At 74.0% G+C, this 26382-nt stretch carries 32 protein-coding genes; 20 read left to right on the top strand and 12 right to left on the bottom strand.

Annotation, left to right across the window (positions count from 1 at the left end; all coding sequences use genetic code 11):
* The first annotated feature begins 12 nt into the window (after positions 1 to 12).
* From ACRAKH_RS17035 to ACRAKH_RS16985, 11 genes are all read left to right on the top strand, one after another.
* Complete coding sequence (locus tag ACRAKH_RS17035; RefSeq protein ID WP_380724562.1) at positions 13 to 930, top strand: ACP S-malonyltransferase; 918 nt, start codon at positions 13 to 15, stop codon at positions 928 to 930.
* Positions 927 to 1376 (top strand): phosphopantetheinyl transferase, encoded by a 450-nt coding sequence (locus ACRAKH_RS17030; RefSeq protein WP_380724563.1) that lies wholly within the window; start codon positions 927 to 929, stop codon positions 1374 to 1376. The genes ACRAKH_RS17035 and ACRAKH_RS17030 overlap by 4 nt, the downstream gene beginning before the upstream one ends.
* Positions 1367 to 2323 carry an ester cyclase gene (locus ACRAKH_RS17025; RefSeq protein WP_380724564.1) on the top strand — a complete coding sequence of 319 codons (957 nt, stop codon included), beginning with the start codon at positions 1367 to 1369 and terminating at the stop codon, positions 2321 to 2323. Before ACRAKH_RS17030 ends, ACRAKH_RS17025 begins: the two co-directional genes overlap by 10 nt.
* Positions 2324 to 2337: 14 nt before the next feature.
* On the top strand, positions 2338 to 3120 hold the full coding sequence (locus ACRAKH_RS17020; protein ID WP_380724565.1) for an alpha/beta fold hydrolase: 783 nt from the start codon (positions 2338 to 2340) through the stop codon (positions 3118 to 3120).
* Positions 3117 to 3647 carry a phosphopantetheinyl transferase gene (locus tag ACRAKH_RS17015; RefSeq protein WP_447009939.1) on the top strand — a complete coding sequence of 177 codons (531 nt, stop codon included), beginning with the start codon at positions 3117 to 3119 and terminating at the stop codon, positions 3645 to 3647. Before ACRAKH_RS17020 ends, ACRAKH_RS17015 begins: the two co-directional genes overlap by 4 nt.
* Positions 3638 to 4729, top strand: a complete 1092-nt coding sequence (locus ACRAKH_RS17010) for a right-handed parallel beta-helix repeat-containing protein (protein WP_380724567.1) — start codon at positions 3638 to 3640, stop codon at positions 4727 to 4729. Before ACRAKH_RS17015 ends, ACRAKH_RS17010 begins: the two co-directional genes overlap by 10 nt.
* An 11-nt stretch (positions 4730 to 4740) precedes the next feature.
* Positions 4741 to 5706, top strand: coding sequence for an ABC transporter ATP-binding protein (locus ACRAKH_RS17005; RefSeq protein WP_380724568.1), 966 nt, complete (start codon positions 4741 to 4743; stop codon positions 5704 to 5706).
* Between the two features lie 15 nt (positions 5707 to 5721).
* A complete protein-coding gene (locus ACRAKH_RS17000; protein ID WP_380724569.1) occupies positions 5722 to 6897 on the top strand; it encodes an ABC transporter permease in 1176 nt (391 codons plus the stop codon).
* Positions 6894 to 8048, top strand: coding sequence for an ABC transporter permease (locus ACRAKH_RS16995; RefSeq protein WP_380724570.1), 1155 nt, complete (start codon positions 6894 to 6896; stop codon positions 8046 to 8048). The genes ACRAKH_RS17000 and ACRAKH_RS16995 overlap by 4 nt, the downstream gene beginning before the upstream one ends.
* A 108-nt stretch (positions 8049 to 8156) precedes the next feature.
* Entirely contained in the window at positions 8157 to 8714 is a 558-nt protein-coding gene (locus ACRAKH_RS16990) for a GrpB family protein (RefSeq protein ID WP_380724571.1), read from the top strand.
* Positions 8715 to 8893: 179 nt separating this feature from the next.
* Positions 8894 to 9355 (top strand): PPOX class F420-dependent oxidoreductase, encoded by a 462-nt coding sequence (locus tag ACRAKH_RS16985; protein ID WP_380724572.1) that lies wholly within the window; start codon positions 8894 to 8896, stop codon positions 9353 to 9355.
* Positions 9356 to 9407: 52 nt separating this feature from the next.
* Here the strand turns inward: ACRAKH_RS16985 and ACRAKH_RS16980 are convergent, their stop codons facing one another.
* The 3 genes from ACRAKH_RS16980 to ACRAKH_RS16970 form a co-directional block, all read right to left on the bottom strand.
* The gene (locus ACRAKH_RS16980) at positions 9408 to 10061 is read right to left on the bottom strand and encodes a VOC family protein (RefSeq protein WP_380724573.1); all 654 of its coding nucleotides are present in this window, start codon (positions 10059 to 10061) and stop codon (positions 9408 to 9410) included.
* A 39-nt stretch (positions 10062 to 10100) separates the two neighbouring features.
* Positions 10101 to 12131: a putative bifunctional diguanylate cyclase/phosphodiesterase gene (locus tag ACRAKH_RS16975; RefSeq protein ID WP_380724574.1), complete on the bottom strand. Its 2031-nt coding sequence runs from the start codon at positions 12129 to 12131 to the stop codon at positions 10101 to 10103.
* Positions 12132 to 12199: 68 nt separating this feature from the next.
* Entirely contained in the window at positions 12200 to 12556 is a 357-nt protein-coding gene (locus tag ACRAKH_RS16970) for a hypothetical protein (protein ID WP_380724575.1), read from the bottom strand.
* 67 nt (positions 12557 to 12623) lie between these two features.
* Here ACRAKH_RS16970 and ACRAKH_RS16965 point away from each other — a divergent pair, with 67 nt between their 5' ends.
* Both ACRAKH_RS16965 and ACRAKH_RS16960 read left to right on the top strand, forming a co-directional pair.
* A complete protein-coding gene (locus tag ACRAKH_RS16965; RefSeq protein ID WP_380724576.1) occupies positions 12624 to 13400 on the top strand; it encodes a glycerophosphodiester phosphodiesterase family protein in 777 nt (258 codons plus the stop codon).
* 145 nt (positions 13401 to 13545) lie between these two features.
* The gene (locus ACRAKH_RS16960) at positions 13546 to 14943 is read left to right on the top strand and encodes an MFS transporter (RefSeq protein WP_380724577.1); all 1398 of its coding nucleotides are present in this window, start codon (positions 13546 to 13548) and stop codon (positions 14941 to 14943) included.
* A 48-nt stretch (positions 14944 to 14991) separates the two neighbouring features.
* Here the strand turns inward: ACRAKH_RS16960 and ACRAKH_RS16955 are convergent, their stop codons facing one another.
* Both ACRAKH_RS16955 and ACRAKH_RS16950 read right to left on the bottom strand, forming a co-directional pair.
* Positions 14992 to 15795, bottom strand: coding sequence for a hypothetical protein (locus ACRAKH_RS16955; protein WP_447009938.1), 804 nt, complete (start codon positions 15793 to 15795; stop codon positions 14992 to 14994).
* Positions 15792 to 16106, bottom strand: a complete 315-nt coding sequence (locus tag ACRAKH_RS16950; RefSeq protein WP_380729205.1) for a PadR family transcriptional regulator — start codon at positions 16104 to 16106, stop codon at positions 15792 to 15794. The genes ACRAKH_RS16955 and ACRAKH_RS16950 overlap by 4 nt, the downstream gene beginning before the upstream one ends.
* Before the next feature lie 91 nt (positions 16107 to 16197).
* Here ACRAKH_RS16950 and ACRAKH_RS16945 point away from each other — a divergent pair, with 91 nt between their 5' ends.
* Both ACRAKH_RS16945 and ACRAKH_RS16940 read left to right on the top strand, forming a co-directional pair.
* Entirely contained in the window at positions 16198 to 16647 is a 450-nt protein-coding gene (locus tag ACRAKH_RS16945; protein ID WP_380729192.1) for an RrF2 family transcriptional regulator, read from the top strand.
* 47 nt (positions 16648 to 16694) lie between these two features.
* Complete coding sequence (locus tag ACRAKH_RS16940) at positions 16695 to 17087, top strand: RidA family protein (RefSeq protein ID WP_380729194.1); 393 nt, start codon at positions 16695 to 16697, stop codon at positions 17085 to 17087.
* A gap of 313 nt (positions 17088 to 17400) precedes the next feature.
* On the opposite strand, the gene ACRAKH_RS16935 is transcribed toward ACRAKH_RS16940, so the two are convergent.
* Positions 17401 to 17574 (bottom strand): hypothetical protein, encoded by a 174-nt coding sequence (locus ACRAKH_RS16935; RefSeq protein WP_380729196.1) that lies wholly within the window; start codon positions 17572 to 17574, stop codon positions 17401 to 17403.
* 189 nt (positions 17575 to 17763) lie between these two features.
* On the opposite strand from ACRAKH_RS16935, the gene ACRAKH_RS16930 reads away from it, so the two are divergent.
* A complete protein-coding gene (locus ACRAKH_RS16930; protein WP_380729207.1) occupies positions 17764 to 18495 on the top strand; it encodes a thymidine kinase in 732 nt (243 codons plus the stop codon).
* Positions 18496 to 18580: 85 nt separating this feature from the next.
* On the opposite strand, the gene ACRAKH_RS16925 is transcribed toward ACRAKH_RS16930, so the two are convergent.
* Positions 18581 to 19468, bottom strand: coding sequence for an NAD(P)/FAD-dependent oxidoreductase (locus ACRAKH_RS16925; RefSeq protein WP_380729198.1), 888 nt, complete (start codon positions 19466 to 19468; stop codon positions 18581 to 18583).
* A gap of 145 nt (positions 19469 to 19613) precedes the next feature.
* Between ACRAKH_RS16925 and ACRAKH_RS16920 the strand changes: the two genes are divergently transcribed.
* From ACRAKH_RS16920 to ACRAKH_RS16910, 3 genes are all read left to right on the top strand, one after another.
* Positions 19614 to 20174: a helix-turn-helix domain-containing protein gene (locus ACRAKH_RS16920; RefSeq protein ID WP_380729209.1), complete on the top strand. Its 561-nt coding sequence runs from the start codon at positions 19614 to 19616 to the stop codon at positions 20172 to 20174.
* A gap of 87 nt (positions 20175 to 20261) precedes the next feature.
* Positions 20262 to 20738: an NUDIX domain-containing protein gene (locus ACRAKH_RS16915; protein WP_380729200.1), complete on the top strand. Its 477-nt coding sequence runs from the start codon at positions 20262 to 20264 to the stop codon at positions 20736 to 20738.
* 465 nt (positions 20739 to 21203) lie between these two features.
* Positions 21204 to 21548, top strand: coding sequence for an RNA polymerase-binding protein RbpA (locus tag ACRAKH_RS16910; protein ID WP_053722354.1), 345 nt, complete (start codon positions 21204 to 21206; stop codon positions 21546 to 21548).
* A gap of 63 nt (positions 21549 to 21611) precedes the next feature.
* Here ACRAKH_RS16910 and ACRAKH_RS16905 read toward each other — a convergent pair whose 3' ends face one another.
* The 3 genes from ACRAKH_RS16905 to ACRAKH_RS16895 all read right to left on the bottom strand — a co-directional run bounded on the left by ACRAKH_RS16905 (position 21612) and on the right by ACRAKH_RS16895 (position 24672).
* Entirely contained in the window at positions 21612 to 22406 is a 795-nt protein-coding gene (locus tag ACRAKH_RS16905; protein ID WP_380729202.1) for a polyprenol monophosphomannose synthase, read from the bottom strand.
* Positions 22381 to 23988 (bottom strand): apolipoprotein N-acyltransferase, encoded by a 1608-nt coding sequence (gene lnt / locus ACRAKH_RS16900; RefSeq protein ID WP_447009937.1) that lies wholly within the window; start codon positions 23986 to 23988, stop codon positions 22381 to 22383. Before lnt ends, ACRAKH_RS16905 begins: the two co-directional genes overlap by 26 nt.
* Before the next feature lie 72 nt (positions 23989 to 24060).
* Positions 24061 to 24672, bottom strand: coding sequence for a DUF3558 family protein (locus tag ACRAKH_RS16895; protein WP_380730483.1), 612 nt, complete (start codon positions 24670 to 24672; stop codon positions 24061 to 24063).
* 195 nt (positions 24673 to 24867) lie between these two features.
* On the opposite strand from ACRAKH_RS16895, the gene ACRAKH_RS16890 reads away from it, so the two are divergent.
* Positions 24868 to 25053, top strand: coding sequence for a PspC domain-containing protein (locus ACRAKH_RS16890; protein ID WP_380730481.1), 186 nt, complete (start codon positions 24868 to 24870; stop codon positions 25051 to 25053).
* Here ACRAKH_RS16890 and ACRAKH_RS16885 read toward each other — a convergent pair.
* Together ACRAKH_RS16885 and ACRAKH_RS16880 are read right to left on the bottom strand one after the other, a co-directional pair.
* Positions 25047 to 25799, bottom strand: a complete 753-nt coding sequence (locus ACRAKH_RS16885) for a TetR/AcrR family transcriptional regulator (protein WP_380730479.1) — start codon at positions 25797 to 25799, stop codon at positions 25047 to 25049. The two genes, ACRAKH_RS16890 and ACRAKH_RS16885, sit on opposite strands and share 7 nt — an antisense overlap.
* Before the next feature lie 228 nt (positions 25800 to 26027).
* Positions 26028 to 26381, bottom strand: coding sequence for a GntR family transcriptional regulator (locus ACRAKH_RS16880; protein WP_380729884.1), 354 nt, complete (start codon positions 26379 to 26381; stop codon positions 26028 to 26030).
* Position 26382 lies beyond the last annotated feature (1 nt).

Raw genomic sequence — 26382 nt, 5'->3', positions numbered from 1 at the left:
AACGGAGGACTCATGATCGGGTATCTGTTCCCGGGCCAGGGGACGGTCCGCGTCGGCATGGGCGGCTGGCTGCGCCGCGACCCGGTGGGCGCGCGCGTGTTCGCCGTGGCCGACGAGGTGCACGCCGGCCTGGACGACGGCGGGCTGGCGGAGCTGTGCGCGCGCGGCCCGCTGGAGCGGCTGGTCGCCACCGACGTCGCCCAGCCGGTGGTGACCGCGTGCAACCTGGCGGCGTTGGAGGTGCTGCGGTCGCGGGGACACGCCCCGGACGTCGTCGCCGGGCACAGCGTCGGCGAGCTGAGCGCGTTGTGCGCGGCGGACGTGCTGGACGTGGAGGCCACGTTGCGGCTGGTCGCGACCCGTTCCCGGCTGATGGCCGCGCTGCCCCTCGTGGGCGGCATGTCCGCGGTCCTCGGGTTGACCGAGGAGCGGGTGGCGGAGTTGGCGGCCGAGGCGTCGGCGCCCGGCGAGCCCGCCGTGGTCGGCCTGGTCAACGGGCCCGACAACATCGTGGTGTCCGGTGCGCTGCCCGCGTTGCTGCGTCTGGCGGAGCTGGCCGTGGACGCCCGCAAGGTGGTGCCGTTGAAGGTCGGCGGCGCGTTCCACTCGCCGTTGATGGCGGGCGCGGTGGACGACTGGGCGGAGGCGGTGCGCGCCACCCCGATGCGGCCACCGTCCGTGCCGGTGGTCCCGAACGTCACCGCCGAGCCCACCACGGACCTGGCGACGATCACCGACGCGTTGATCGACCAGCTCACCGGGCGGGTGCGGTGGGCGGAGACGGTGCGGCGGCTGGCCGACGTGGACACGTGCGTGGAGGTCGGCGACAGCAAGACGCTCGCCGGGCTGCACCGCGGCGTCGGCGGCCGGTGCCTGAGCATGGCCGACCCGACCGCGGTGCGCAGGCTCCGGGCGGAGTCGGCGGCATGAGGCGCTGGGGCAGCGCGGCGGTCGTGCTGGACGGGCTGACTGCGCCCCGGCAGCTGGTGTGGCCGATGCGGCTGGAGGAGGTCTACTCCCGCGAGGAGCGGCTGCGGTCCGCCGCGGGCCGCACCCTGCAGCACTGGGCGGGCCGGTTGGCGGCGAAGTACGCGGTGCTGTCGCTGCTGGGCCTGCCGGCCACGGCGCGGCACCTGGGCCGGGTGGAGGTGCTGCCGCAACCGTCGGCGATGTGCGCCCGCACCACGGCGTGCATGCACGGCCACCCGCCGGGCGTGCGGCTGCTGGACGGGCTGTCGGAGGACGCGGACACCGGCGCCGGCGGGCGGATCGGCGTGTCGATCAGCCACACCGCCGACCTGGCGTTCGCGGTGGCGCTGGTGTCGGCGCGGCTGCCCGAGGACGACGTCGTGGAGGCGGTGGGCGGGTGGAACTGACCGGCGCCAACCCGACCCACACCGACCCGACCACCACAGACCCGACGGTCGAAGACCCGGCCACCACAGACCCGGTGGTGCCCGACCTGGCCGAGGCGGCCCGGCGGCACGTCGCCGCGTGGAGCGCCGGAGACCCGGCCGCGATCACCGCCGCGGTGACGTCGTTCGCCGACCCCGACACCGCCGAACCCCTCACCGGCGACGCCCTGACCGGGCACGTCGCCGCGGTCCTCACCCGGTTCGCCGAGCTGAAGCTGGAGGCCGACGACCCGGTCGTCACCGGCGGCACGGCGGTCGTGGCGTGGACGTTGCGCGCCGTGCACCGCGACGCCTACCTGGGCATGCCCGGCACGGGCGGCGCGGTCGAGGTGTCCGGGGTGGACGTCCTGACCGCGCGCGACGGCGGGGTGCACGCGCGCCGCGTGTTCGACCGGCTCGCGGTGGCCGACGCGCTCGGCTACACGGCCCGGTTCGTGCCCGCCTCCGACGGCGACCGCGAGTTCGGCGTCAGCTCCCGCACCCCGGCGCGCGCGTCGGCGGCCGGTGTCGCGCCGGGCGCCCTGGTGCTCACGTGGCTCGACATCCGCGACGGCGCCGAGGCCGCCGACGTGGACCTGCTCAGCGTCGAGATCGTCAAGGGCCTGCGCGCCTCCAAGGGTTTCCTCGGCGCGAGCAGCTTCGACGTGGGGCTGCGCAAGTACACCCTGACGGCGTTCGACTCGGTCGACGCGGTGCGCGCCGTGCACGCCCGGCCCCACCAGCGGGCGATGCGGAGGTTCTTCCGCGGCGGCCTGTGCACGGGGGCGGCGACCGGGGTGTGGGTGCCGCTGCGGGACAGCGTCTACGCCCGCTGCCCCGACTGCGCGTCGGTGGTGACGCTGGACCGCGAACACCCCGACAAGTCCTGCGACTGCGGGTGGACCCCCATCCCCGGCGCCCTCTTCTGATCTGGAGTGTTCCCATGACTGCCTTCACCTTCGAGCACATCACGGGCGAGGAGTCGCGGCCCGCGGTCGTGTTCATGTCCGCGTTGTTCGCCGGCGGCTGGATCTGGGACGACCCGGTGCGTCGGCTGACCGCCGCCGGGTGGCCGGTGCTGCGCACCGTCGAGCCGATCTGCGCGGTGGACAGCCGCATCGCCGGGTCCATCGAGCGGCTGGGCGACGAGCTGCTGGCCGCGTGCGACGAGGCCGGCGTCGACGAGGTCGTGGTGTGCGCGAACTCGCTGGGCGGGCTGGTCGCGATCGACCTGGCGGGCCGCTTCCCCGGCCGGGTCAAGGGCATCGCGGTGTCCGGCGCGCCCGGTCTGACCCCGGACCCGAACGTGGGCCTCAACGTGGACCGCCGCGCCAGCGTGCAGCCGTCCGGGCCGGAGTTCGAGGACACCATGATGAAGGCGCTGTTCCACGGGCCGGCGCTGTTCACCCGCGAGCAGCTCACCGAGACCGCGGACCTGCTGCGGCAGGGCCCGGCGATGCTGTCGATGGCCCGCAGCATCCGCGCCACCCGCACCTACCGGGTGGAGCCCGCGCTGGAGCGGATCACCTGCCCGTCGCTGTACGTGTGGGGCCGCCACGACCGGATGACGCCGATCGACCCGTGGGAGCAGGTGGTGCCGGGCCGCCCGGACACCGAGTTCGTCGCGGTCGAGGACTGCGGGCACATCCCGATGATCGAGGCCCCCGAGGAGTACTCCGACCGGTTGCTGGGCTTCCTGGACCGGGTGGTCGGGGCGCCGGTGTGATCGACACGCTCTTCGGCGAGGTCACGGGCGGGCGGCCGGTGCTGTTCGGCGTGGACATCGTCGACATCGGCCGCGTCACCCGCGCCATCGCCTACAGCGGCCCGGCCTACCTGCGGCACGTCACCACGCCGCAGGAGCACGGGCTGCACCCCGACGCGGAGCTGGCCGCCGCGGCGAGCGTCGCGGTGAAGGAGTGCTTCATCAAGGCCGTCGGCGGGCGGCCGCCGGGGTTCAGCTGGCACGACTTCCGGGCCCGCGGCGACGTGCCCCACGCCGCGCGGGAGTGGGCCGGTCCGCTGCTGGCGGGCGCGGCCCCGGAGGTGGAGAAGACCACCGGCATCGCGTTGGGCAACACCAGCGCCTACAGCGTGCACGGCGCGAGCCACGCCGCCGCGCTGACCCGGTTGGCGCCGGGACGGCCCGCGGCGGCCGTGGTCGGCGAGGCCCGCTGGGGGTGGGCCGGCGACCGGGTCGTCGCGCTCGCGATCCTGACCGCTACCACCGACGAGGAGCAACGATGGCCGTGAACCAGACGCTGGACCAGACCGCGCCGCACACCGCGGACACCGTGATCCGGGTGGAGCCGGGCCAGTCGGTCCAGGAGGCGCTGGACCGCGGCGGCCCCGGCGCGACCGTGCAGCTGGCCGAGGGCGTCCACAGCGGCAACGTCGTCATCGCCCACCCCGGCGTGACGCTGAGGGGCGCGGGCGCGGGCCGCACGGTGCTGGTGCCGGGGCCGGTCGCGCCGTCCGCCGTGCCGCCGCTGCACGACGCCCCGCCGGACGTCGTCAGCGGCATCGTCGTGCACGGCGCCGACACCGACACCGCGGGCGGCATCGGCGAGGTGGCGGTGGAGGGCCTGACCGTGCGCGGGTTCTCCGGCGCCGGCGTGTACGCCCACACCGTCAACGGCCTGCGACTGCACGATGTCGAGGCGGTCGACAACACGATCTGGGGCCTGTACGTGCGGGAGTCGTCCGACATCGAGGTGTCGCGCTGCCGCGGCGAGGGCAGCCGGTACGCCGGGATCGCGTTGGCGTTCTGCTCGCGCGCCGACGCCGTGGTCGCCGACAACGAGTGCGTCGGCAACGCGTTCGGCGTGTTCGTCGACAACTCCAGCTTCGCGCGGGTGCTGCGCAACCGCTGCCACGGCAACGCGGCCGGGATGCTGCTGCTCAACCAGGTCTACCCCGGTGAGCCCGAGGGCGGGGTGCGGGACTGCCTGGTCGCCGACAACGACGTGCACGACAACACGCTCGCCGCGGGCGGCGACGACCCCGAGGCGCTGGGCGCGGCGGGTCCGCCGATCTCCGGGGTGGGCATCGCGCTGATCGGCACCGAGCGGGTGTCGCTGGTGAACAACCGGGTGCACGGCAACCAGCCCGGCGGGTTCTCCCTCATGCCCGCCGCCGTGGTGATCGACTCCTCGGCCGAATGGGGCGGATCGGACGCCGTGGACAATTCCCTGGAGTGGAATACGATCACCGGCAACAGCCCGCTCGACGTGCGCATCAGCGTCGACGTGACACGCCAGCGGCTGGCCAACAACGTCGTGGGCGTGTCCGAGCCGGATTCCGTGTCGGGGCGCGCCGCGGAAGGGACCCAGTGACCTCGACGCCGATGGCTTCCTTACCCCGCACCTCCACCGCGCCTCCCGCGTTGCAGTGCGCCGGGCTGCGCAAGCGCTACGGAGACAAGACCGCCGTCGACGGTGTGGGTTTCCACATCGACGCCGGCGAGGCCTACGGGCTGCTGGGGCCGAACGGGGCGGGCAAGACCACCACGATCTCCATGCTGGTCGGGCTGCTGCGCCCGGACGAGGGCTCGGTGCGGGTGGGTGACGCGGACCTGTCCGACGACCCGGCCGTCGCCAAGTCCCGCATCGGCTACGTGCCGCAGGAGATCGCGCTGTACCCGGAGCTGACGGCGTTGGAGAACCTGAGGTTCTTCGGCCGCCTGCACGGCATCCCGCGGCGCGCCCTGGCGGGGCGCATCGACGAGGTGCTGGAGATGGTGGGGCTGCGCGACCGCGCGAAGGACCGGGTGGAGACCTACTCCGGCGGCATGAAGCGCCGCTGCAACATCGCGGTGGCGCTGCTGCACGAGCCGTCGCTGCTGATCCTGGACGAGCCGACGGTGGGCGTGGACCCGCAGAGCCGCGTCGCGATCCTCGACGGGGTGGAGGCGCTGGTCGCCGGCGGGATGAGCCTGCTCTACACCTCCCACTACATGGAGGAGGTCGAGCGGGTCTGCACCCGGGTCGGGATCATCGACCACGGCTCGCTCGTCGCGGAGGGCACCAAGGAGGAGCTGGTCGCCGGGCTGGGCAGCGCCGACCGGATCGAGCTGGTCCTCGACGGCGACGTCACCCGTGCCGCGGAGGAGCTGCGCGGCGTGGACGGGGTGAGCGAGGCGATCGTCACCGGTTCGCAGTCGGTGCGGCTGCTGGCCGCGGGCGGCCGGCACCTGCTGCCCGCGTTGATCGGCGCGCTGGCGGGCATCGCCGCGGTGACGGGCGTGGAGGTGGTGGAACCGGACCTGGAGGCCGCGTTCCTGCACCTGACCGGCAAGTCGCTGCGGGACTAGAGGGCGGACGCGGACGTGAGAGCCCTTTTCGTGGTGAGCCTGCACGAACTGCGCAGCCGGTTGCGGGACGGCACCGCGGTGCTGATCACGCTGGTGGCGCCGATCGCCCTGGCCACCCTGTTCGGGGTGGCGCTGGGCGGCGACGACCCGCCGCTGCGCACCACCATCGGCATCGTCGACCACGACGGCGGCGAGTTCCCCGCCAGCGTGCGGCGCGAGGCGCTGGCCGTGCCGGAGCTCAAGGACATCCTGACCTTCCGCGACTACGGCGACGAGAACGCCGCCCAGGCCGCGATCGACACCGGCGAGGCCGGGGCGGCGCTGGTGTTCCCCGCCGGGTTCACCGACAGCGTCGGCGCCGGGAACGGCGGCGAGATGCGGGTGCTGGAGTCGCCGGACACGCCGCTGGCGGGCACCATCGCCCGCAGCATGGTGGACCGGATCTCCGCGCTCGTCGACGCCCGCACCCTCGCGGCGAAGGCCGTGCTGTCGGCGGGCATGCCGCCGGAGCAGGTGAAGGCGTACGTGGAGGAGAACGGCGCGCGCGGTCCGACGCTGGCGCTGGCGGGCGACCCGCTCAGCGGCGGCGCGGTGGACCTGGCCGTGTACTACGGCTCGGGCATGGCGGTGCTGTTCGCGTTCTTCGTCGCGGGCTCCTCCGCCCGCAGCCTGCTGACCGAGCGGCAGCTGGGCACGCTGGGCCGCATCCGGGCCGCGCCGGTGCCGGTGTGGACGGCGCCGATCGGCAAGGCCCTGGTCGGGTTCGGGTTGGCGCTGCTGAGCATGTGCGCGACCTGGTGGTCGTCGCTGCTGATCTTCGGCGAGTCCTGGGGCGATCCGCTGGGGGTGTTCGCGCTGTGCCTGGCGCACACGTTCGCCGCGACGTCCCTGGTGATGCTAGTGGCCAGCGGCGCGAAGACCGACGCGCAGGCCGACGGCTACACGCTGGGCATCGGGTTCGTGTTCGCGTTCCTGGGCGGCAGCCTGGTGCCGCTGTACAACCTGCCGGAGTTCCTGCAGCACGCCGCCCTGCTCACCCCGAACGGGTGGGTGTCGTCGGGGTTGACCCGGCTGGCGAGCACCGGCGAGGGCGCGACGGCCGTCGCCGGTCCCGTCGCCGTGGTGCTGGGCATCGGTGTCGTGGCGGGCGCGCTCGCGGTGTTCCGCATCCGGAAGGGAATGCTGGCATGAGCGGCATGAGGCCGCGGCCGATCACCGCGCTGGTGGCGGCGAACCTGCGCCGCCAGGCCAAGGACCGGGTCGGGTTGTTCTTCATCGTGGTCATGCCGATCCTGACGATCCTGTTCGTCGGCATGGCGTTGGGCGGCGGGTCGGGCACGGGCGCGATGCCGGTGGGCGTGGTCGCAGAGGACGACGACCCCGTCGCCGCGGCGGTGCTGCGGGAGCTGTCGGCCAACCCGAAGCTGGAGGTGCAGCGGCACGACAGCGAGGACGAGCTGCGCGACGGCGTGCGGCGGGGCGCGCTGGCCGCCGGTCTGGTGGTGCGGCCGGGTGACCCGTCGCTGGACCTGGTGACACCGCAGGGCAGCGGCAGCGCCCTGGCGGCGCGCAGCGAGATCGACGTCGCGGTCGGCAAGGTGTCGGCGGTGCGGGAGGCGACGCGGGCCGCGCTCGGCGCGGGCGCCACCCCCGAGCTGGCGGACCGGTACGTGGCGGCCGCGCAGGCGGAGTCGGGCGAGGTCGCGATCCGCCGTTCCGGGCAGGGCGCCGACACGCCGACCGGGTTCGCCTACACGGCGCCGGCGAACCTGCTGCTGTTCACGTTCATCAACTCGCTGGCGGTGGCGGCGGCGCTGGTGGAGAGCCGCCGGATCGGCATGGTGCGGCGGGCGCTGGCCACGCCGGTCGGGCCGGGCCGGGTGCTGGCGGGCGAGGCGTTGAGCCGGTTCCTGGTGGCGTTGTCGCAGTCGCTGCTGATCATCGTGGCGAGCCGGTTGCTGTTCGACGTCCGCTGGGGCGACCCCCTGGCGGTCGCGGCGGTGGTGACGGTGTTCTGCCTGGTCGCCACCGGCGCGGCGATGCTGGTGGGCGCGTTGGTGCGCTCGCCGCAGCAGGCGCCGGCGATCGGCCCGCCGATCGGGATCGTGCTGGGCATGCTGGGCGGGTGCCTGTGGCCGCGGGAGGTCGCCGGGGAGACGTTGACCACGATCGGCTACCTGTTCCCGCACTCGTGGGCGATGGACGCGTTGCTGGCGCTGTCCACCCCGGGCACGGGGGTGGGGTCGGTGCTGCCGGAGATCGGGGTTCTGGCCGGGATGGCGGCGGTGGTGCTCGGCGCGTCGCTGGTGGTGTTCCGCCGCCGCGCCCTGGCCCTGCGGTAGGTCTCGCGTCGACGGTTCTCGGTGGCCCCGCGCGGGGCCACCGAAAACCGTTTCTCCTTCTCCGGCAAGGCGTCGTAGTCTGGCCGACTGCCCATCGGAAGGATGATCATGCGACGTGAGGCGAGCACGCACGAGGAGATCAACGCGGCCTGGGTCGACGGCGCGCCGGTGCTGAACTCGACGGTGCACCTGGCCGAGTACGACCCGCGGTGGCCGGCGCTGTTCGAGCGGGAGGCGCGGCGGGTGCGGTCCCTGCTGGGGGACCTGGTGCTGCGGCTGGACCACGTGGGGTCGACGTCGGTGCCGGGGCTGGCGGCGAAACCGATCGTGGACATGCTGCTCGTGGTGCCCGACCCGGCCGACGAGGAGAGCTACGTCGCGCCGCTGGAGGCCGCCGGGTACCGGCTGGTGATCCGCGAGCCGGACCGGCACGAGCACCGGGCGCTCAAGGGCCCGGACACGAACATCAACCTGCACGTCCACCCGCCGACCAGCCCCGACATCGAGCGGATGCTCGCGTTCCGGGACCGGCTGCGCGCCGACGACGCCGACCGCGACCTGTACGAGCGGACCAAGCGGGAGCTGGCGTCGCGGACCTGGACCTACATCCAGGAGTACGCCGACGCCAAGAGCGCCGTGGTGGACGACATCCTCACCCGCGCCTGACCCCGCCCCACCCTGACCGCGCCCCACCCTGACCCCGCTGGGCCGGGCGTCGGCTGCGGGCGTTGCCCGCGGTGCCGGCGGTCGACGTGGGCCGCGTGGTCGACGTGGACCGGTTGGCCGACGCCCGGTACGGGTCGCGGCCGCCGGCGGGGGCGGGGCCGGGTCTTTAGGGTGGGCGCATGCCGCGATTCGCCACCGCCGACACCGTGTCCCGCGACGAGCTGCTCGCCTTCCTCCGGCCCCGCCACCGCGCTCTGCTGGTCACCGCGCGCGCGGACGGCCGGCCGCAGGTGTCGCCGGTGTCGTGCGGCGTGGACGGTGCGGGGCGGATCGTGGTGTCGACGTATCCGCAGCGGGCGAAGTCGCGCAACGCGCGCCGGGACGACCGGGTGACGGTGTGCGTGCTGTCCGACGACTGGGACGGCCCGTACGTGCAGGTGGACGGCCGGGCGGAGGTGCTGGACCTGCCGGGGGCGCTGGAGCCGCTGGTGGAGTACTACCGGTCGATCGCGGGCGAGCACCCGGACTGGGACGAGTACCGCGAGGCGATGCGCCGCCAGGGGAAGGTCCTGATCCGGGTGACGATCGAGCGGTGGGGGCCGATCGCGACGGGCGGGTTCCCGCCGGAGTTGGCGGGCTGAGCGCCTCTCCCCCACGTCCCCTGCCCCGCCGCGCGGCGGGGCAGGGACCAGGTCATCGGGCGGACCAGGCGCCGCCCCAGCCGGGCGGGTCCTCCAGGACGGCGAAGACGCTGCCGGCGGGGTCGGCGATGGCGGCCACGGTGCCGGTGGGCACGTCCCGCGGTCCGATGAGGACGGTGCCGCCGAACCCGGTGGCGTCGGCGACGGCGCGCGCGACGTCGGGCACGGCGAAGTAGCAGGTCCAGCCGCCGTCGGCGGTGAGGCGGCCGGCGACGGGCCGGTGGTCGTCGCCCGCGTGGGCGTCGTAGAGGGTGAAGTCGGCGCCGGGGTCGCGGACGTGCCAGCCGAGTTCCCCGGTCCAGTAGTCGTCGTCGCCGGGGTGGCCCATCAGCTCGACCCAGCACGGTTCGCCGGGACGCGGCGGCGGCGCCCACGGCCCGTGCAGCACGCGGCCCTGGTCGACGGCGGCGCCGGGTTTGAGGTCGCGGGGTTCGGCGCCGGCGAACACGACGCGCCAGCCGGGGTCGCCGGGCCCGACGCGGGTGGCGAGGCGGTCGCCGACCCAGCCGGTGAACGTGCCGTCGGGTTCGGCGATGACCACCCACCCGAACAGGTGGGCGTAGAAGTTGGCGATCGGTTCGGGGCTGGGGGTGCTCAGCTCGACGCGGCGGACACCGCGCGCGGGGCTGTCGGGGGTACCGGGCACGGCGGTGGGTTTCCCATCGGGGCGGCGGGGCGGCGGAGATCAGGAACGCGCCCCATCCTCCGCACCGGTCAGGTGTGGCGACAATGCTCCGTTCGGCGGCTGCGGCTGGGCCGACAGGACGTGCGCGAGCGGGACGGGCCTGCCGAGGTGGAATCCCTGGCCGACGCGGACGCCGAGGCGCATGAGCGCGTCGACCTGCGCGGGCCGCTCCACCCACTCGGCGACGGCGGACAGGCCGAGGCCCTGGGCGATCTGCACGATGCCGGCGACGAGGACGGCGTCGGTGGAGCGTTCGTCGATGCCGCGGACGAACTCGCCGTCGATCTTGATGCCGGTGATGGGCAGGTGCTTGAGGTGTACGAACGAGCCGAACCCGGAGCCGAAGTCGTCCAGGGTGATGCGACAGCCGAACCCGCGCAGCTGCAGGGCGAGGGAGCGGGCGGCGTCGAGGTTGGTGACGGCGGCGGTCTCGGTGATCTCCAGCCCGAGCCGGCCGGGCGCCACGCCGGCGGTGGCGAGCCGATCGAGGACGAACCCGCCGAAGTCCTCGTCCTCCAGCGTGCGGCCGGAGACGTTGACGTTGAACCGCAGCTCGGGGTCGGGGTGCCCGACGAGCGCGTCGATGGCCGTCGACAGCACCCACCGGTCGATGTCGAGGACCAGGTTGGAGCGTTCGGCCTCGGGCAGGAACTCGGCGGGCCCCAGGTACGGCTCCTGGCCGTCTTCCAGCCGCAGCAGCAGTTCGTGCCCCAGGACCCTGCCGGTGGCCAGCTGCACCATCGGCATGGCGTGCAGGGCGAGGCCCCCGCCGTCGAGGGCGGCGCGGAGCCGGTCGAGCACGGACACGCGCTTCGCGGTGTCGGCGTAGTGGCCGGGCTCGTAGACGGTGACGCGGTTGCGCCCCGCCGCCTTGGACGCGTACAGCGCGAGGTCGGCGTTGGCGAGGACCAGCTCCCACGTGTCGCCGGGCCCGTACTCGGCGACGCCGGTGGAGACGGTGATGCTGCTCGCGGGGCCGACCAGCGGCAGGGCGGCGACGGCGTCGCGGAGCCCTTCGGCGGTGCGCGCCGCGTCGGGCAGCGACGCGCCCGGCAGCACGACGGCGAACTCGTCACCGCCGAGGCGGCCGATGAGCCGGCCGGGTTCCAGCCGTGACCGCAGCGCCGCGGCGAGGGCCTTCATCAGCCGGTCGCCGACGTTGTGGCCGCGCAGGTCGTTGACGTCCTTGAAGTTGTCCAGGTCCAGCAGCAGCAGCGCGCCCGGCCCGCCGGTGGCGAGCTGCCGTTCCAGCTCGCGGGTGACGGCGCGCCGGTTCGCCAGCCCGGTGAGCGGGTCCTGCTCGGCGAGGGCGAGGAGCTCGTCGTGGACGCGCCGGGCCTGCGTGATGTCGTGCGCGGTGCCCAGCACGCGCAGCGGCGCGCCGTCCTCGTCGGCGACGATCTCGCCGAAGCACTCGAACCAGCGCTCGGTGACGCGGTCGGCGAGCTTCATGCGGTGGGTGTAGGAGAACCCGGCGCCCGACCGCATCGCCTCCTCCAGCGTGGCCTGGATCATCGACAGGTCGTCGGGGTGCACGAGCGCGGCGTAGCCGTCGAAGTCGAGGTCGGTGTCCGGCGGGAACCCGAACATCTCCAGCAGGGTGTCCGACCAGACGACGCGGTCCTCGGCGATGTGCCACTCCCACGTGCCCATGCGTCCCAGCACCTGCGCGCGGCGCAACGCGTCGGCCTCGTGGGTGGCCTCCAGCTCGCGGTCGCGCCACGCGGTGACGTCCGCGACCCGGTACAGCAGCGAGTCGCCGGAGCCGAACGGCTGGCAGGTGACCTCCAGCCACCGGTGGCCCTTGCGGTACGCGCTGGGGGTGAGCAGGGCGAGACCGGACCGGGGCCGCTCCGGCGCGCCGGGCAGCAACGCGGGCAGCGACCGCCCGACCACGTGGTCGGCGGGGACGCCGAGGATCTCCGCCAGCGCCGGGTTCACCCACGCCAGCGTGCCGTTCGTGTCCGTCACACCGAAACCGACGTCGGCCCGGTCGAGCACCTCGCGGTGCAACGCGCCGTTGCCGTTCACGCGCCCCTCCTCGCCCACCCGCGCGCCATGATGGTGGAGATCACGCGGAGCGGGCAAGCCGACACGGTTCAGCGCAACCGCTCCAGACCCCGGGCGGTGTCGACGAGTTCCCCGGCGAGGCGGCGCAGTTCGCCCTTGTCCGCACCGTCCCCGGCGGCGGTGGCGATGTCCTCCGCGGCGCACCGCAGCTGGAACAGCCGGTCCTGCAGGTCGGCGAGCTCCGCGGCGGACAGCACCACGGCGTCCTCGGGCAGCCCGCCGCGCTGCACGGCGGCGCGGCGTTCGTAGGCGCGCTGCCGGCACGGTTGGGCGCAGTACCGGCGTGGCCGTCCGATGCGGCCGCTGTCGGGTAGTCGCCGCCCGCACCAGGCGCAGTGCCTGGCTTCCTCGCGGCGCGCCGCGACGGGCTCGGTCACCAGCTCCATGGCGGCCGACGGTATCCGGCTACCCACCGGTCACCCCCGCGCCACGCCGCCAAGGCAGACTCCCGGTGTGACCGCGAACCACCCGTACCTGTCCGGACCGCACCCCCGCGCGTTCGCCCACCGGGGCTGGCACCTCGACGACCTGGCCGGGATGGAGAACGCGCTGGCCGCGTTCCGCCGTGCCGCCGCGGAGGGGTTCCGGTACCTGGAGACGGACGTGCACGCCACGTCCGACGGTGTCGTGGTGGTGCACCACGACACCGTGCTGGACCGCACGACGGACGCGACGGGGCCGGTGGCGGCGCAGCCGTGGTCGGCGGTGCGGCGGGCGAACGTGGGCGGCCGGGAGCCGATCGCGCGGCTGGAGGACCTGCTGGAGGAGCTGCCGGACGCGTTGGTGAACATCGACGTGAAGTCGGACGCGGCGGTGGAGCCGGTGCTGGACGTGCTGCGCCGGGTGGACGCGCTGCACCGGGTGTGCCTGGCGTCGTTCTCGGAGCGGCGGCTGGCGCGGCTGCGGCGGCTGGGCGGGCCGGGGCTGCTGACGTCGATGGGGCCGCGGTCGGCGGGCGCGCTGTGGGCGTCGGGGCGGGTGCCGGTGGTGGGGTTGCCGGTGCGGGGCATGGTGGCGCAGGTGCCGTTGACGCAGGGCCGGCTGCGGGTGGTGGACGGCCGGTTCCTGCGGGCCGCCCACCGCCGCGGCCTGGAGGTGCACGTGTGGACGATCGACGACGAGGCCGTGATGCGGGAGCTGCTGGACCTCGGGGTGGACGGCCTGGTCACCGACCGGCCGGACCGGCTGCGGGACGTGCTGGTCGACCGCGGCGCGTGGACGGGCGGCTGACCTCCCCGCCGACCTCCCCGCTGAGCTCCCCGCGGGCCTGTGCGGGCGTCCCGGGGGTCCGTCGCGTGGCGTGCCGGGGACCGGTTGGCAACAGGTTGGTGGTGATCACCGCCAACGCATCGCGGGCGATATACAGTCCGCCCCCATGAGCGTGGCCGACAGCACCGCACCCGCCGTGGACCGCAAGCGGGAACAGCGCGGGTGGACCTGGTACGACTGGGCGAACTCGGTGTTCCCCACCTCGGTGGTCACCGTGTTCCTGTCCGGCTACCTCACCGCCGTGGCGAAGGAAGCGGCGATCGCCGACACCGCCCGCAACGGCCCGGACGCGTGCGCCGAGAGCTCGTTGCGGCAGTGCGACATCTCCCTGTTCGGCGCCTACTTCCCGGCCGGGTCGCTGTGGGGCTACCTGCTGTCGATCGCGACGGTCGTGCAGGTCGTGGTGCTGCCCGTGATGGGCGCGATCGCGGACCGCACCCAGAACAAGCGGCGAATGCTGGGCGGGCTGGCGTTCACCGGCTCGGCCGCGACGATCGCGCTGGCCACCGTCAGCGGCGACAACTGGCACCTGGGCGTCGGCCTGTTCATCCTCGGCAACATCTGCTACGGCGCGTCGGTCGTCGTGTACTACGCGTTCCTGCCGGAGATCGCCGAGCCGGACGAGCGGGACGCGGTGTCGTCGCGCGGCTGGGCGTTCGGCTACCTGGGCGGCGGCCTGGCGTTGGCGGTGCAGTTGGCGCTGTTCATCGGCCACGACGCGATCGGGTTGGGCGAGGGCGCGGCGGTGCGGGTCGGGTTCGTGCTGTCGGGCCTGTGGTGGGCGGGGTTCACGCTGATCCCGCTGGCCCGGCTGAAGCGGCACCAGCCGCCGCACGGCGCCGAGTCGGGCGCGTCGGTCGTGACGGCCGGGTTCGCCGAGCTGCGGCAGACGGTGCGGCAGGCGCGGCTGTTCCCGCTGACGCTGGCGTTCCTGGGCACCTACCTGATCTACACCGACGGCATCGCGACGGTCGCGAACGTGTCGGCGCAGTACGGCCGCGACGAGCTGAAGCTCGACGAGACGGTGCTGATCACCACGATCCTGATCGTGCAGTTCGTCGCGTTCTTCGGCGGCATGCTGCACGGCCGGATGGCGAAGTCGTGGGGCGCGAAGCGCACGATCATGGTGAGCCTGTGCGTGTGGATCGTGGTGATCGGCGCGGCGTTCTTCGTGCAGGCCGGGCAGCAGACCCAGTTCTACGCGCTCGCCGCGGGCATCGGCCTGGTGCTGGGCGGCACGAACGCGTTGTCGCGGTCGCTGTTCAGCCAGATGATCCCGCCCGGCCGGGAGGCGCAGTACTTCTCGCTGTACGAGGTGGGCGAGCGGTCGACGTCGTGGCTCGGCCCGATGGTGTTCGCCGGGGTCGGCCAGGCCACGGGCTCGTTCCGGCTGGCGATCATCTCGCTGGTGGTGTTCTTCGTGGTCGGGTTCGTGCTGATGATCTTCGTGCCGGTCCGCAAGGCCATCGCCGCGTCCGGGAACCCGGTGCCGGCCAAGGTGTGACCCCTGGCCGGCGCCCAGGGTCACCGGTCAGGGGTAACCGGCCCGGGGTCAGCGGCTCGCGGGCTCCGGCACGGGGGCCGTCCACGGGCGGAACGCGGCCACCACGACGGCCGTGACGGCCCACGCGCCGAGCATCGTCGCCGCGGACAGCGGCACGAGCAGCGCCGTCACCACCCCGGCGGCGACGCCGACCAGCGCCATCGCCCACCAGCGGCGCGGCGCGGGCGGCGCCTCCCGGTGGAACCCCGACAGCACCGCCGCCACCGTCACCAGCAGCGGCCCCTGCCACAGCAGCAGCCACCACGACGGGAACCCGCCCGCCACGGACACCAGCAGCCCCGCCACCCCGAGCGCGCCCAGCACGCCGACCGCGACCCGCGCGACGACGCGCCGACCGGCGACCAGCGCCCCGAACGCCAGCAGCGCGGCCGCGTCGACGAGCAGGCCCTCGGGCCCGGCCTCGCCGCCCCACCGGGCCGCCGCGGTCCAGCCCTGCGCGACCACCACGACGTGCCCGAGCAGCCCGGCCAGCGCGATCAGCCGCATGACGTCACCGGCCCGGCGGTCCGCGGCGAACCGCACCCGCACGGCCAGCGCCCACGTCGCCCACGCCTCGCCCCACCCCGGCCAGCCGTGCTCGAGGTCGAGGTCGTCACCGCGCCCGGCCAGGAAGATCCCGACCATCTCCTCCTCGCGCTCCCGCCGGTACCACGCGGGCAGGACACCCAGCAGCGCCCGGTAGCGGCGTTCCAGGTTCGACCCCGCCCCGCCGTCCACCGCCCCGCCGTCCACGAGGTCACCGTCCACCGCGTCACCACCGGCCGTGCCCGCACCCGCCGAGTCCCCGCTCACCGCGCCTCCCTCGCCTTCAGCACCGACGACGCGGCGCGCACGTTCGCCGACAGCCGCGCCACCTCCGCCGACAACGCCCGCACCCCGGCGTCGGTCAACCGGTAGTAGCGCCGCAGCCGGCCCTGGTGGACCTCCTCGCGGTCCCGCTCGGCCAGGCCTTCGGCGACCAGCCGGTCGAGCACCCCGTAGAGGGTGCCCACCCGCAACCGCGTCCGGCCCTCCGACAGCTCCTCGACCGCGCGCACGATCGCGTACCCGTGCAAGGGCTCCTCCGCCAACGCGGTGAGCACCAGGAACGCCTGCTCCGACATCACTTTCACACCGCAGGTTATATCGCGACGCGGTATATATCGGCAATAGTTCTGGACACTGGATATCCAGGATTGCGCTAGGGTGGTGATCATGAAGATGGCCGAGGGCGTCGAATGGGCCCTGCACTGCTGCCTCGACCTCGCCTGGGCCGGCGACACCCCCGTGGCCGCGGCCCGCCTCGCCGCCCACCACGGCCTCCCCCCGGCCTACCTCACCAAGCAGCTCCAGGCCCTCGGCCGCGCCGGCATCGTGCGCTCCGTCCCCGGCCCCGGCGGCGGCTACCTCCTCGACCGGCCGCCGCACGCCGTCACCGTCATGGACGTCGTCACCGCCGTCGACGGCCCCGACCCCGCCTTCCGCTGCACCGAGATCCGCCCCGACGGCCCGCACACCACCCGGTGCGCGATCGACACCGCCATGCACCGCGCCGAACTGGCCTGGCGACGTGAACTCGCCGCCCGCACCCTCGCCGACCTCGACGCCGACGTCCGCCGCGCCGACCCCGACGCCCCGGACCGCACCCGCGCCCGCCTCACCTGACACCCGAAGCCCGAAGCAGGACGCACACACCCGGAAGGACACCGACCGTGCCGCACACCCTCACCAACCCCGACGGGCTCAACGACCCCACCGGCTACGGCTACAGCCACGTCGCCACCACCACCGGCGACCTCGTCCTCATCGCCGGCCAGTACGGCGCCGACGCCACCGGCCACCTCGTCTCCGACGACTTCGCCGCCCAGGTCGACCAGGCCTACGCCAACCTCGGCACCGCCCTGCGCGCCGCCGGCCTCGACTACCGCCACGTCGCCCGCCTCGGCACCTACGTCGTCGACCACGACGCCGACCGCCTCGCCGTCCTCCGCGACCGCGTCACCCGCATCTGGGGCGACCGGCCACCCGTGCAGACCCTGCTCGGCGTCGCCACCCTCGCCCTGCCCGGCATGCTGTTCGAGGTCGACGCGATCGCCGTCCGCTGACCCGCCGGTCCGGCCCCCGCGTCCACCACGAGGGCCGGACCGGCGCCGTCACCCCGACCGCGGGCGGCCCAGCGTCGCCACCGCGTCCTCCGCCAGCCGACCCAGCCGCTCCCGCTGCGGGAAGTCCCCCACCGGCACCGCGCCACCTCGCGCGCCGTCGCGTACTCCACCACCGACACCGCGTCCAGGTTCGACAACGTCACCAGGCAGTGCCGCCCGTCCGCGCTGCTCAACGACCAGTACGGCAACGCGCCCACCGGGTGGTGCGCGTACCCCCGCACGAGGTTGGCGAACGTGCGGCCGTCCAGGAACGTCACCGTGCCCGCGGCGGACTTGCCGACCACGACCACGTCACGCACGGCAGCCGTGCCGGGCTGGGCGGCGTGGGTTGGGCGGTGCCGGCTCGGGCGGTGCCGGGTTGGGCCGTCGCCGCGCCGGAGGACAGGAGGAAGGACGCCGCCGCGAGGGCGGCCACCAGGCGTTTCATCAGCGGTCCTTCCACCGACGACACCGAACCGGAACCGAGCGGTTCACTGTGTCCCACGTCCGCGTCGCCGGCGGGAGCGCCATTCGGATGTGAAACAGATTCGCGATAGCCGGACGTCGACCACCCACCCCGCCACACCGGGGAGATCACCCCCGACACCGCGCACTAGGGTGGCCCGCCGTGGACCCGATCACCCCCACCCCCGACTCGGACCCGACCGACGCGCTGTCCGCCGTGCCCGCCTTCGGCGCCGGCCGCGGACTCGCGCCCACCGGCAGGCTCCGGTTCTTCTTCGGCCCCATGGACTGCGGCAAGTCCACCCTCGCCCTGCAGATCGACCACAACCAGGCCCGCCAGGGCCGCCGCGGACTCCTCCTCGTCCGCCACGACCGCTCCGGCACCCCCACCATCTCCAGCCGCATGGGCCTCGCCCGCAACGCCCTCGAAGTCGACGAGGACATGGACCTCTGCGCCCTCGTCCGCGACCACTGGGCCCGCGGCGCCCGCGTCGACTACCTCATCGTCGACGAAGCCCAGTTCCTCTCCCCCGACCAGGTCGACCAACTCGCCGAACTCGCCGACGACGCCCACCTCGAGGTCTACTGCTTCGGCCTGGCCACCGACTTCCGCAGCACCCTCTTCCCCGGCTCCCAGCGCCTCGTCGAACTCGCCGACGAGCTCAACGCCATCCAGGTCGAGGTCCTCTGCTGGTGCGGCCGACCCGGCCGCTTCAACGCCCGCGTCCACGACGGCGACGTCGTCCGCGCCGGAGACACCGTCCTCGTCGCCGACACCGCGCCCCACCCCGGCGCCACCCCCGACACCGCCGAGGTCCGCTACCAGGTCCTCTGCCGCACCCACTACCGCACCGGCGACCTCGGCCCACACCTCGTCAGCGGCCGGCAACTCAGCCTCACCTGACCCGGCCGGGCGACGTCACGGCGTCACGTCGGGCGAGCCGCCACCCCGGTCACCTCAGGCCTACCGGTCACTTCAGGCCGACCGGTCACTTCAGGCCGAACACCAGCCCCGCGTGCAACCCCACCGCCGCCTTCGCCCCCGCCGCCGCGGACGACACCACCTGCGCCATCGGGTCCACCACGTTCCCCGCCGCGTACACACCGGGCACGCTCGTCGCGCCCCACGCGTCCACCCGCACCAACCCCGCGTCGTCCCGCTCGCACCCCAACGCGTCCAGCACCCCGTCACGCGGCCGGAACTCCGGCGCCACGAACACCGCCCGCCGCGCCACCAACCCCTCCGCCGCCGTCTCCACCCCGTCCGCCGACACCGCCGACACCGGACCGTCCACCACCCGCACGCCCCGCGCGGCCAACGCCTCCCGCTCGCCGTCCGCCAACGGCCGGACCGCGAAGTACACCAGGTCCGACGACCACTCCCGCACCAGCAACGCCTGGTGCGGCGACCGCTCGTGCGTCCCCAGCACACCCAGCGGCCCGTCCGCCACCTCGAACCCGTGGCAGTACGGGCAGTGCAGCACGTACCGGCCCCAGCCCTCCCGCAGCCCCGGCACGTCCGGCAGCTCGTCGCGCAACCCCGTCGCCACCACGACCCGCCGCGACCGCAGCACCTCGCCGCCGTCCAGCTCCACCCGGAACTCCGGGTCCGCCTCCCGCGCCGGCTCGACCCGCTCCACCCGGGCCACCCGCCCCGACACGAACCGGCCCCCGTAGCGGGCCACCTCGTCCCGGCCCACGCCCAGCAGCTCACCCGGCGGCACACCGTCCCGCGACAGGAACCCGTGCACGCCCTCCGCCGGCGCGTTGCGCGGCTCGCCGGAGTCCACCACCACGACGCTCCGCCGCGCCCGCCCCAGCACCAGCGCCGCGTTCAACCCCGCCGCGCCACCGCCGACCACCACCACGTCGTCCATGTCGTCCACTCCCTCGTCAGGTGTCCGATCCCTGTGGACGAGGATGCGCCCGTGTCCCACAATGGACAAACCTTGTTGCCGAACCTGGGAAACGATCATGGCCGATCCGCCCGCAACACCCACCGACGACCCCGTCGAAGACCTCATGGACGACGTCCTGGACAAGGTCGGCGAACGACTGCGCCACATCCGCACCAGCCGCGGCGCGACCCTCGCCGACCTCGCCGCCGCCACCGGCATCTCCAAGAGCACCCTCTCCCGGCTGGAGTCCGGCCAACGCCGGCCCAGCCTCGAACTGCTCCTGCCCATCGCCCGCGCCCACCGCGTCCCGCTCGACGAGCTGGTCGGCGCGCCGCCGGTCGGCGACCCCCGCATCCGCCCCGTGCCGATCCGCCGCCCCGGCATGACGATCCTGCCGCTCACCCAGCAGCCCGGCGGCCTCCAGGCGTTCAAGATGATCATCACGCGGCGCGGCGAGCCCGACCCCAGGACCCACACCGGCTACGAGTGGCTCTACGTGCTGTCCGGGCGGCTGCGCCTGATCCTGGCCGACTACGACGTGGTGCTCGCGGCGGGCGAGGCCGCCGAGTTCGACACCCGCCTGCCGCACTGGTTCGGCGCGGCGGGCGACGACCCGGTGGAGGTGCTGAGCCTGTTCGGCAAGCAGGGCGAGCAGATCCACATGCGCACCCGCCGCGCCACCTGACCGGCCACCCTCCCCCGGCCCGACGGCGCGCCGGCCGATGCCGCACCTGATCACCGGGGCGTCGAGCGGACCCGCCACACTGTGCGCATGACAGGCAGGCGCAGCGCCGGCATCCTGCTCCACCGCGAGGTCGACGGCGAACCGCAGGTGCTCCTCGGGCACATGGGCGGCCCGTTCTGGGCCCGCAAGGACGACGGCGCGTGGTCCATCCCCAAGGGCGAGCCCGACGGCGACGAGGAGCCGGAGGCCACGGCGCGCCGGGAGTTCACCGAGGAGCTGGGCCTGCCCGTGCCGGACGGCGAGCTGGTGCCGCTGGGCGAGGTGCGCCAGTCCGGCGGGAAGGTCGTGCAGGCCTGGGCGCTGGCGGGCGACCTCGACCCCGATCGGGTGGTTCCCGGCACGTTCACCCTGGAGTGGCCGCGCGGGTCCGGGGTGTTCCGCGAGTACCCCGAGGTCGACCGCGTCGTTTGGTTCTCCCTGGTCGAGGCGCGTGTGAAGGTTGTGACGGCGCAACGTGAGTTGATCGACCGACTGGCCGAGAAGTTTGGTTTTGGTCAACACTGAAGCTATAGAGCTTATAAAGCATCCATCTGGACGTTTGACGTGGGTCCGGACGGGTGATTCATCCATCATGCCCGCCACCGTGTACGACCGTGCCGCCACACAGCGTGGCGGCGGTGCCGAAAGTTCTCGAAATAACTTTGCGTGACCACGAGCATGACGGACGTCACTACTGCTGCGTTAAACCCGCCGTAACGTCGCGGTCCGTGGTCGGTCTAAGCTGTCGCAGCCGCACGACTTCTGCCGCGACTGCTCCATCCGTGTGATGGTGTACCTCGGTAGCTTGATAACGCGTCACGAACCGGCCGCGATTGCATCCCTTAGGAGGAAGCCTTCGTTGACGGGTGAAAGACGTCACTGTGGGCGACGATGACCGTGAAGCCGGGAACGAACGGAGCAGTCCGGTCGTTGCACTCGGTGAGCAACAAGCCTGGGCCCCGGCCCTGAGCCGAGCGAAAGGACACCGCCATGGCCGACCGCGTTCTACGGGGTAGCCGGCTCGGAGCAGTCAGCTACGAGACCGACCGCAATCACGACCTCGCCCCGCGCCGGTCGGTGCGGTACGCCTGCCCCAAGGGCCACGACTTCGAGGTCCCGTTCTCCGACGACGCCGAGATCCCGCACACCTGGGAGTGTCGTCTCCACGGCCAGGAGTCGAAGATCATCGACGGCGCCGAGCCGGAGGCGAAGAAGGTGAAGCCGCCGCGCACGCACTGGGACATGCTCCTGGAGCGGCGCACGATCCCGGAGCTCGAAGAGCTGCTGGACGAGCGGCTGGAAGAGCTGAAGGGGCGGCGCACCCGCACCGCCTGAGCCACACCGCGACGTGGGAGGGGCCCGCCGGACGCATCCGGCGGGCCCCTCCCACGTCCGGGGTCAGCGGTTGCTGGGCGCCTTCGCCTTCTTCGGCGCGAACAGGCCGCGCAGCTGGTTCGCGCGCCGCCGCACGCCCCACTTGGTGACCCGCCACAGCGCCTCGCGGACGATGTTGCCGCTCATCTTCGACTCGCCGATCTCACGCTCGGTGAACGTGATCGGCACCTCCACGACCCGGTAGCCGAGTTCGATGGTGCGCCACGCCAGGTCGATCTGGAAGCAGTAGCCCTGCGACGCGACGGTGTGCAGCTTGAGCCGTTCCAGCACCTCGGCGCGGAACGCGCGGAAGCCGCCGGTGATGTCCTTGACCTTCGCGCCGAGCGCGAGCTGCGAGTACACGTTGCCGCCGCGGGAGATCAGCTCCCGGTACTTGGGCCAGTTGACCGTGCTGCCGCCGGGCACGTACCGCGACCCGAGCACGAGGTCCGCGTCGCGCAGCGCGTCGAGCAGCCGCGGCAGGTCCTCGGGGGCGTGGGAGCCGTCCGCGTCCATCTCCACGACCACGGCGTAGTCGTGGTCGAGCGCCCACCGGAAGCCCGCCACGTAGGCCGCGCCGAGGCCCGCCTTCTCCGTGCGGTGCAGCACGTGGACCCGGTCGTCCGCGGCGGCCATCTCGTCCGCGAGCTGCCCGGTGCCGTCGGGGCTGCCGTCGTCGACCACGAGCGCGTGCGCGTGGGGCAGCGCCGCGTGCAGCCGCGTCACGATCTTCCCGATGTTGTCCCGCTCGTTGTAGGTCGGGATCACCACCAGCACCGGCCCGAGCTCGCGGTCAGGCTGCGCCTGCTGGTCCGCCATCCGTTTCCTCCTCGCCGACACCCGCACCAGGGGTCGGACGCGATCGTCGTCGTTTCGTCGTCAAGCTGAACGCCACGGCCATGAGGCCCAGAGCGGTCATCACCCACTCGGGCCATGCGCCGAGCCGGGTGGCCAGCGTAGCCTCCCCCCGCAGCGGGAGCGTCGCCACCAGCGCGTCGGCGGTGAACATGCCGGTGCGGGCGGTGACGGAGCCGTCTGGCTGCACGATCGCGCTGACCCCGCTGGTGGCCGCGACGACGACGGCCTTGCCGTGCTCGACGGCGCGGACGCGGGACATCGCCAGCTGCTGGTAGGTCATCTCGGTGTAGCCGAACGTGGCGTTGTTGGTGGGGATGGCGATGAGGTTCGCGCCCGCGGTGACGGAGTCGCGGACGACGCCGTCGAACGCGACCTCGTAGCAGGTGTCGATGGCGACCTTCGCCGGTCCCATGCTGAAGCCCCGCGGGTCGGTGCCGGGCTGGAAGGTGCCGGCGCGGTCGACGGTCTCGGTGAAGATCCGGAAGAACGACCGGTAGGGCATGGTCTCGCCGAACGGCTGGAGCTGCCGCTTGGTGTAGGTGTCGGTGGCGCCCGCGCCGGGTTCGTAGAGGACGACGGTGTTGCGGGGCAGCTTGTCGTCCTGGTCGATGACGACGGCGCCGACGGCGATGGGCGCCTGGATGGCCTCGGTGGCGCGTTGGATCTGGGCGGCGGCGTCGACGTTGCGGAACGGGTCGATGTCGGACGAGTTCTCCGGCCAGATGACCAGGTCGGGGCGGGCGGCGCGGCCGGCGCGGACGTCGTCGGCGAGTTGCAGGGTGCGCTTGACGTGGTTGTCGAGGACGGCGCGGCGCTGGGCGTTGAAGTCGAGGCCGGCGCGGGGCACGTTGCCCTGGATCGCGGCGACGGTCGCGGTGCCCTGGTCGGGGTCGGTGTGCACGAGCGCGGACGCGGCGACGCCCGCGGCGAGGGGCAGCACGACGGCGGCCGCGCCGAGCCGCCAGTTGCGCCCCAGGTGGGCGGCGCCGAAGCCGGTGAGGGCGACGGCGAACCCGACCAGCGGCGCGCCGCCGACGGACGCGAGCGGCAGGTACCAGCCCTCGGGCTGGCCGAACGCGATCTTGCCCCAGGGGAACCCGCCGAACGGGACGACGGCGCGCAGCGCCTCGTCGGCGACCCACACCAGCGCCATCCACAGGGGCGCGCCGGGCAGCCGTGACACGACCGCGATGGCAGCCGTGCCCACCGCGATGAGCACCGCGCACAGCAGGGCGAGCGGCAGCCAGGCGATGAGGCCGACGAACTCGCCGGTCCAGCGCAGCAGCGGCGCCATGAACGCCAGCCCCCACACCACGCCGAGCCCGAACCCGGCCCGCGCCCGCCGCCCGTGCAGCAGGACCCCGAGCACCGCGAACCCGACGGGCGCCAACCACCACGTCGTCCGGGGCGGGAAGCTGAGGAACACCAGCACACCGCCCGCGGCGGCCAACACGACCCGCAGCAACGTGCCGCGCACGTCCCGACGGCGGGCGGGGGGCGTGTCGGCGGCGGACTGACCCGACACCACGGGGGGAGCGACCACCGGCCCAGCCTACGAGCCCCCGGTCACGATCCCGCACCCCACCTCGCACCGCCGCCGCTCCCCCGTCGGGCGTCACCCGATGTGGGTCAGGGCGCTCGCGACGACCGACAGGCCGGCGGGGCAGGCCCCGGACTGCGGGGCGTCGGGCTCGGGGATGGTCGTGGAGCCGACGAGGTGGTCGGGGCCGTCCACCTCGACGAAGGTGAAGCAGATGCGGTGGAACTCGGCCTGCGTGGCGGTGTGCCGCCCGATCCGCACCCGGGAGACGCGCCCGCCCTCGGTCATGGTCTGCGCGTAGGAGGCCGGGACGTCGAGGCGGAGGTTGACGTTCTGGCCCCCGACCCGCCACAGGCACGAGGGGCCGTTCTCCCCGGGCTCCTCCTCGCCGGGGCCGGTGATGCCGAGGGCGTCGAGGTCGCGCGCGTCGAGCGCCAGGCAGGGCCGACGCGCCAGCTCGGCCAGCGTGTGCTTGTCCTGTTGCGGCGTGGTGGGGGTGGTGGACGACGGGCTCGACGTGGACGACGGGGTGGACGGCGACGGTGTCCGCGGGGCGGCTTCGCCTCCCGAGCACCCGGCGCCGAGCAGTCCGGCGGCGAGGACGAGCACCAGGCGGGCCGTGTCCCGGCGAACGCCGGGCCGGGGCGCGGTGGTCGGCGGACGCCGGTGGTGGTCGGGGTGCGTCATGCCGCCACGGTAGGGAGGCCGGGACGCGGTCGGTCCCGCGCCGGCAGGTAGCTGCCACCCATCGGGAAGTCCTGCCCGCGCCGTCGTCCGCGTGGGTTGCCCTGGTGTTGTCCGGGGGTTGCGGAGGGGGCGGCGGGGGTATCAATCAGGGTTCCCACCGATGTGGGGGGACCTGAGAGCGGGGATGGTGGAGTCATGACCACGTTGACGAGGCCGCAGGACCAGAAGGTGATCGCGGGCGTGTGCGCCGGGCTCGCCGCTCGCTACGGGTGGAAGGCCAACACGGTCCGGTTGGTGTTCCTGCTGTCCTGCCTGCTGCCCGGGCCGCAGTTCCTGCTCTACCTGGTGCTGTGGGCGATGATGCCGAAGCGCCCCTACTGACGGGACCGGACGAGCGCCTCGATGCCGTCGAGCACGCGTTCCAGGCCGAACGTGAACGCGTGCTCGCCGTCGTAGGCGGTGCCGTGGGCCTCGCCGGCGGCGGCGCCCACGCGGGCCGCAGTGGGGAACCGCTCGGGGTCGAAGACCTTGGCGAGGTAGGGCGCGGCGGCCTGCCACCACTGCTCGTCGGTGAGGCCGGTGCGCTGCTCGACCTGGGCGGCTTCGACGGCGACGCGCGCGGCGGCCCGGACGTGCGCGAGGACGAGGTTGAGGACGGAGTCCATCTCGACGTCGGTGAGGCCGATGCCGTCGACGGCGCGCAGTTCGTAGTCGTACTTGGCGGCCACGTTGGGGCCGAGCACGGCCCGGTTGGTCGCGACCTGCAGCAGCCACGGGTGGCGCAGGTGCAGCGCCCAGTTCTCGCGGGCGATCTGGGTGAGCCGGCCGCGCCACCCGCCGGGGACGTCGTCGGGGCGCGCGGTCTCGCCCTGGACGGCGTCGACCATGACGTCGATCAGCTCGGCCTTGCCGGGCACGTGCGTGTAGAGGGACATGGTGCCGACGCCGAGCTTGTCGGCGACGCGCCGCATGGACAGCGCGGCGAGGCCTTCGGTGTCGGCGAGGTCGACGGCGGCGGCGACGATGCGGTCGACGCCGAGATCCTTGCGGGCGGCGCGCTCGGTGGTGCGCCACAGCACCGCGAGGGTCCGCGCGGGGTCGCCGGTGCCGGTGTGTTCGGTGGCCACGGCTGGTCACCCTACGGCCCTTGGGGCCCCACGCGGTCGAGGACGGCGGCGCTGACACCAGGCAGGGCCGCACCAGGCAGGGCCGCACCAGGCAGGGCCGCACCAGGCAGGGCCGCCGGGCAGCGCTGACGGGCGCGGGTTCACGGGGGGCGGGCGGCCCGGGCTCACGCGGGCGGGCTCCGCGGGCCGGCGCGTTGACCGCGGTGGCCGACGCTCGCCGGACTGGCGTTAGTCGCCCAGGGCGGCGCGGACGATGTCGAGGGCTTCGTCGGCGGTGAGGCCCTGTTCGCGGGCGGTGGCGGCGTAGGCGCGGGCGGCGCGCAGGACGCGTTCCCGGCTCCGCTCCCCCGCCGCGCTGACGACGGTGCCGGCTCTGCCGCGGGTCTCGATGAGGCCGGCTTCCTCGAGTTCGCGGTAGGCGCGGGCGACGGTGTTGACGGCGAGGCCGAGTTCGGCGGCCAGGGCGCGGACGGTGGGCAGGCGGGTGCCGACGGCCAGTTCCCGGCCGGTGATCTTGCGGGCGAACTGGGACCGCACCTGTTCGTAGGGCGGCACGGGGGACAGCGGATCGAGGCTGATCACG

The sequence above is a fragment of the Saccharothrix hoggarensis genome (genome assembly GCF_052936025.1).
This window is presented reverse-complemented; position numbering and strand designations above follow the sequence as displayed.

What these genes read in the sequence shown, in the direction of transcription:
- ACRAKH_RS17035 (WP_380724562.1), top strand. Translation starts at nt 13, where the DNA reads ATGATCGGGTATCTGTTCCCGGGCCAGGGGACGGTCCGCGTCGGCATG.
- ACRAKH_RS17030 (WP_380724563.1), top strand. Translation starts at nt 927, where the DNA reads ATGAGGCGCTGGGGCAGCGCGGCGGTCGTGCTGGACGGGCTGACTGCG.
- ACRAKH_RS17020 (WP_380724565.1), top strand. Translation starts at nt 2,338, where the DNA reads ATGACTGCCTTCACCTTCGAGCACATCACGGGCGAGGAGTCGCGGCCC.
- ACRAKH_RS17010 (WP_380724567.1), top strand. Translation starts at nt 3,638, where the DNA reads ATGGCCGTGAACCAGACGCTGGACCAGACCGCGCCGCACACCGCGGAC.
- ACRAKH_RS17005 (WP_380724568.1), top strand. Translation starts at nt 4,741, where the DNA reads ATGGCTTCCTTACCCCGCACCTCCACCGCGCCTCCCGCGTTGCAGTGC.
- ACRAKH_RS16995 (WP_380724570.1), top strand. Translation starts at nt 6,894, where the DNA reads ATGAGCGGCATGAGGCCGCGGCCGATCACCGCGCTGGTGGCGGCGAAC.
- ACRAKH_RS16990 (WP_380724571.1), top strand. Translation starts at nt 8,157, where the DNA reads ATGCGACGTGAGGCGAGCACGCACGAGGAGATCAACGCGGCCTGGGTC.
- ACRAKH_RS16985 (WP_380724572.1), top strand. Translation starts at nt 8,894, where the DNA reads ATGCCGCGATTCGCCACCGCCGACACCGTGTCCCGCGACGAGCTGCTC.
- ACRAKH_RS16970 (WP_380724575.1), bottom strand. Translation starts at nt 12,556, where the DNA reads ATGGAGCTGGTGACCGAGCCCGTCGCGGCGCGCCGCGAGGAAGCCAGG.
- ACRAKH_RS16960 (WP_380724577.1), top strand. Translation starts at nt 13,546, where the DNA reads ATGAGCGTGGCCGACAGCACCGCACCCGCCGTGGACCGCAAGCGGGAA.
- ACRAKH_RS16950 (WP_380729205.1), bottom strand. Translation starts at nt 16,106, where the DNA reads ATGTCGGAGCAGGCGTTCCTGGTGCTCACCGCGTTGGCGGAGGAGCCC.
- ACRAKH_RS16945 (WP_380729192.1), top strand. Translation starts at nt 16,198, where the DNA reads ATGAAGATGGCCGAGGGCGTCGAATGGGCCCTGCACTGCTGCCTCGAC.
- ACRAKH_RS16935 (WP_380729196.1), bottom strand. Translation starts at nt 17,574, where the DNA reads ATGAAACGCCTGGTGGCCGCCCTCGCGGCGGCGTCCTTCCTCCTGTCC.
- ACRAKH_RS16925 (WP_380729198.1), bottom strand. Translation starts at nt 19,468, where the DNA reads ATGGACGACGTGGTGGTGGTCGGCGGTGGCGCGGCGGGGTTGAACGCG.
- ACRAKH_RS16920 (WP_380729209.1), top strand. Translation starts at nt 19,614, where the DNA reads ATGGACGACGTCCTGGACAAGGTCGGCGAACGACTGCGCCACATCCGC.
- ACRAKH_RS16915 (WP_380729200.1), top strand. Translation starts at nt 20,262, where the DNA reads ATGACAGGCAGGCGCAGCGCCGGCATCCTGCTCCACCGCGAGGTCGAC.
- ACRAKH_RS16910 (WP_053722354.1), top strand. Translation starts at nt 21,204, where the DNA reads ATGGCCGACCGCGTTCTACGGGGTAGCCGGCTCGGAGCAGTCAGCTAC.
- ACRAKH_RS16905 (WP_380729202.1), bottom strand. Translation starts at nt 22,406, where the DNA reads ATGGCGGACCAGCAGGCGCAGCCTGACCGCGAGCTCGGGCCGGTGCTG.
- ACRAKH_RS16895 (WP_380730483.1), bottom strand. Translation starts at nt 24,672, where the DNA reads ATGACGCACCCCGACCACCACCGGCGTCCGCCGACCACCGCGCCCCGG.
- ACRAKH_RS16890 (WP_380730481.1), top strand. Translation starts at nt 24,868, where the DNA reads ATGACCACGTTGACGAGGCCGCAGGACCAGAAGGTGATCGCGGGCGTG.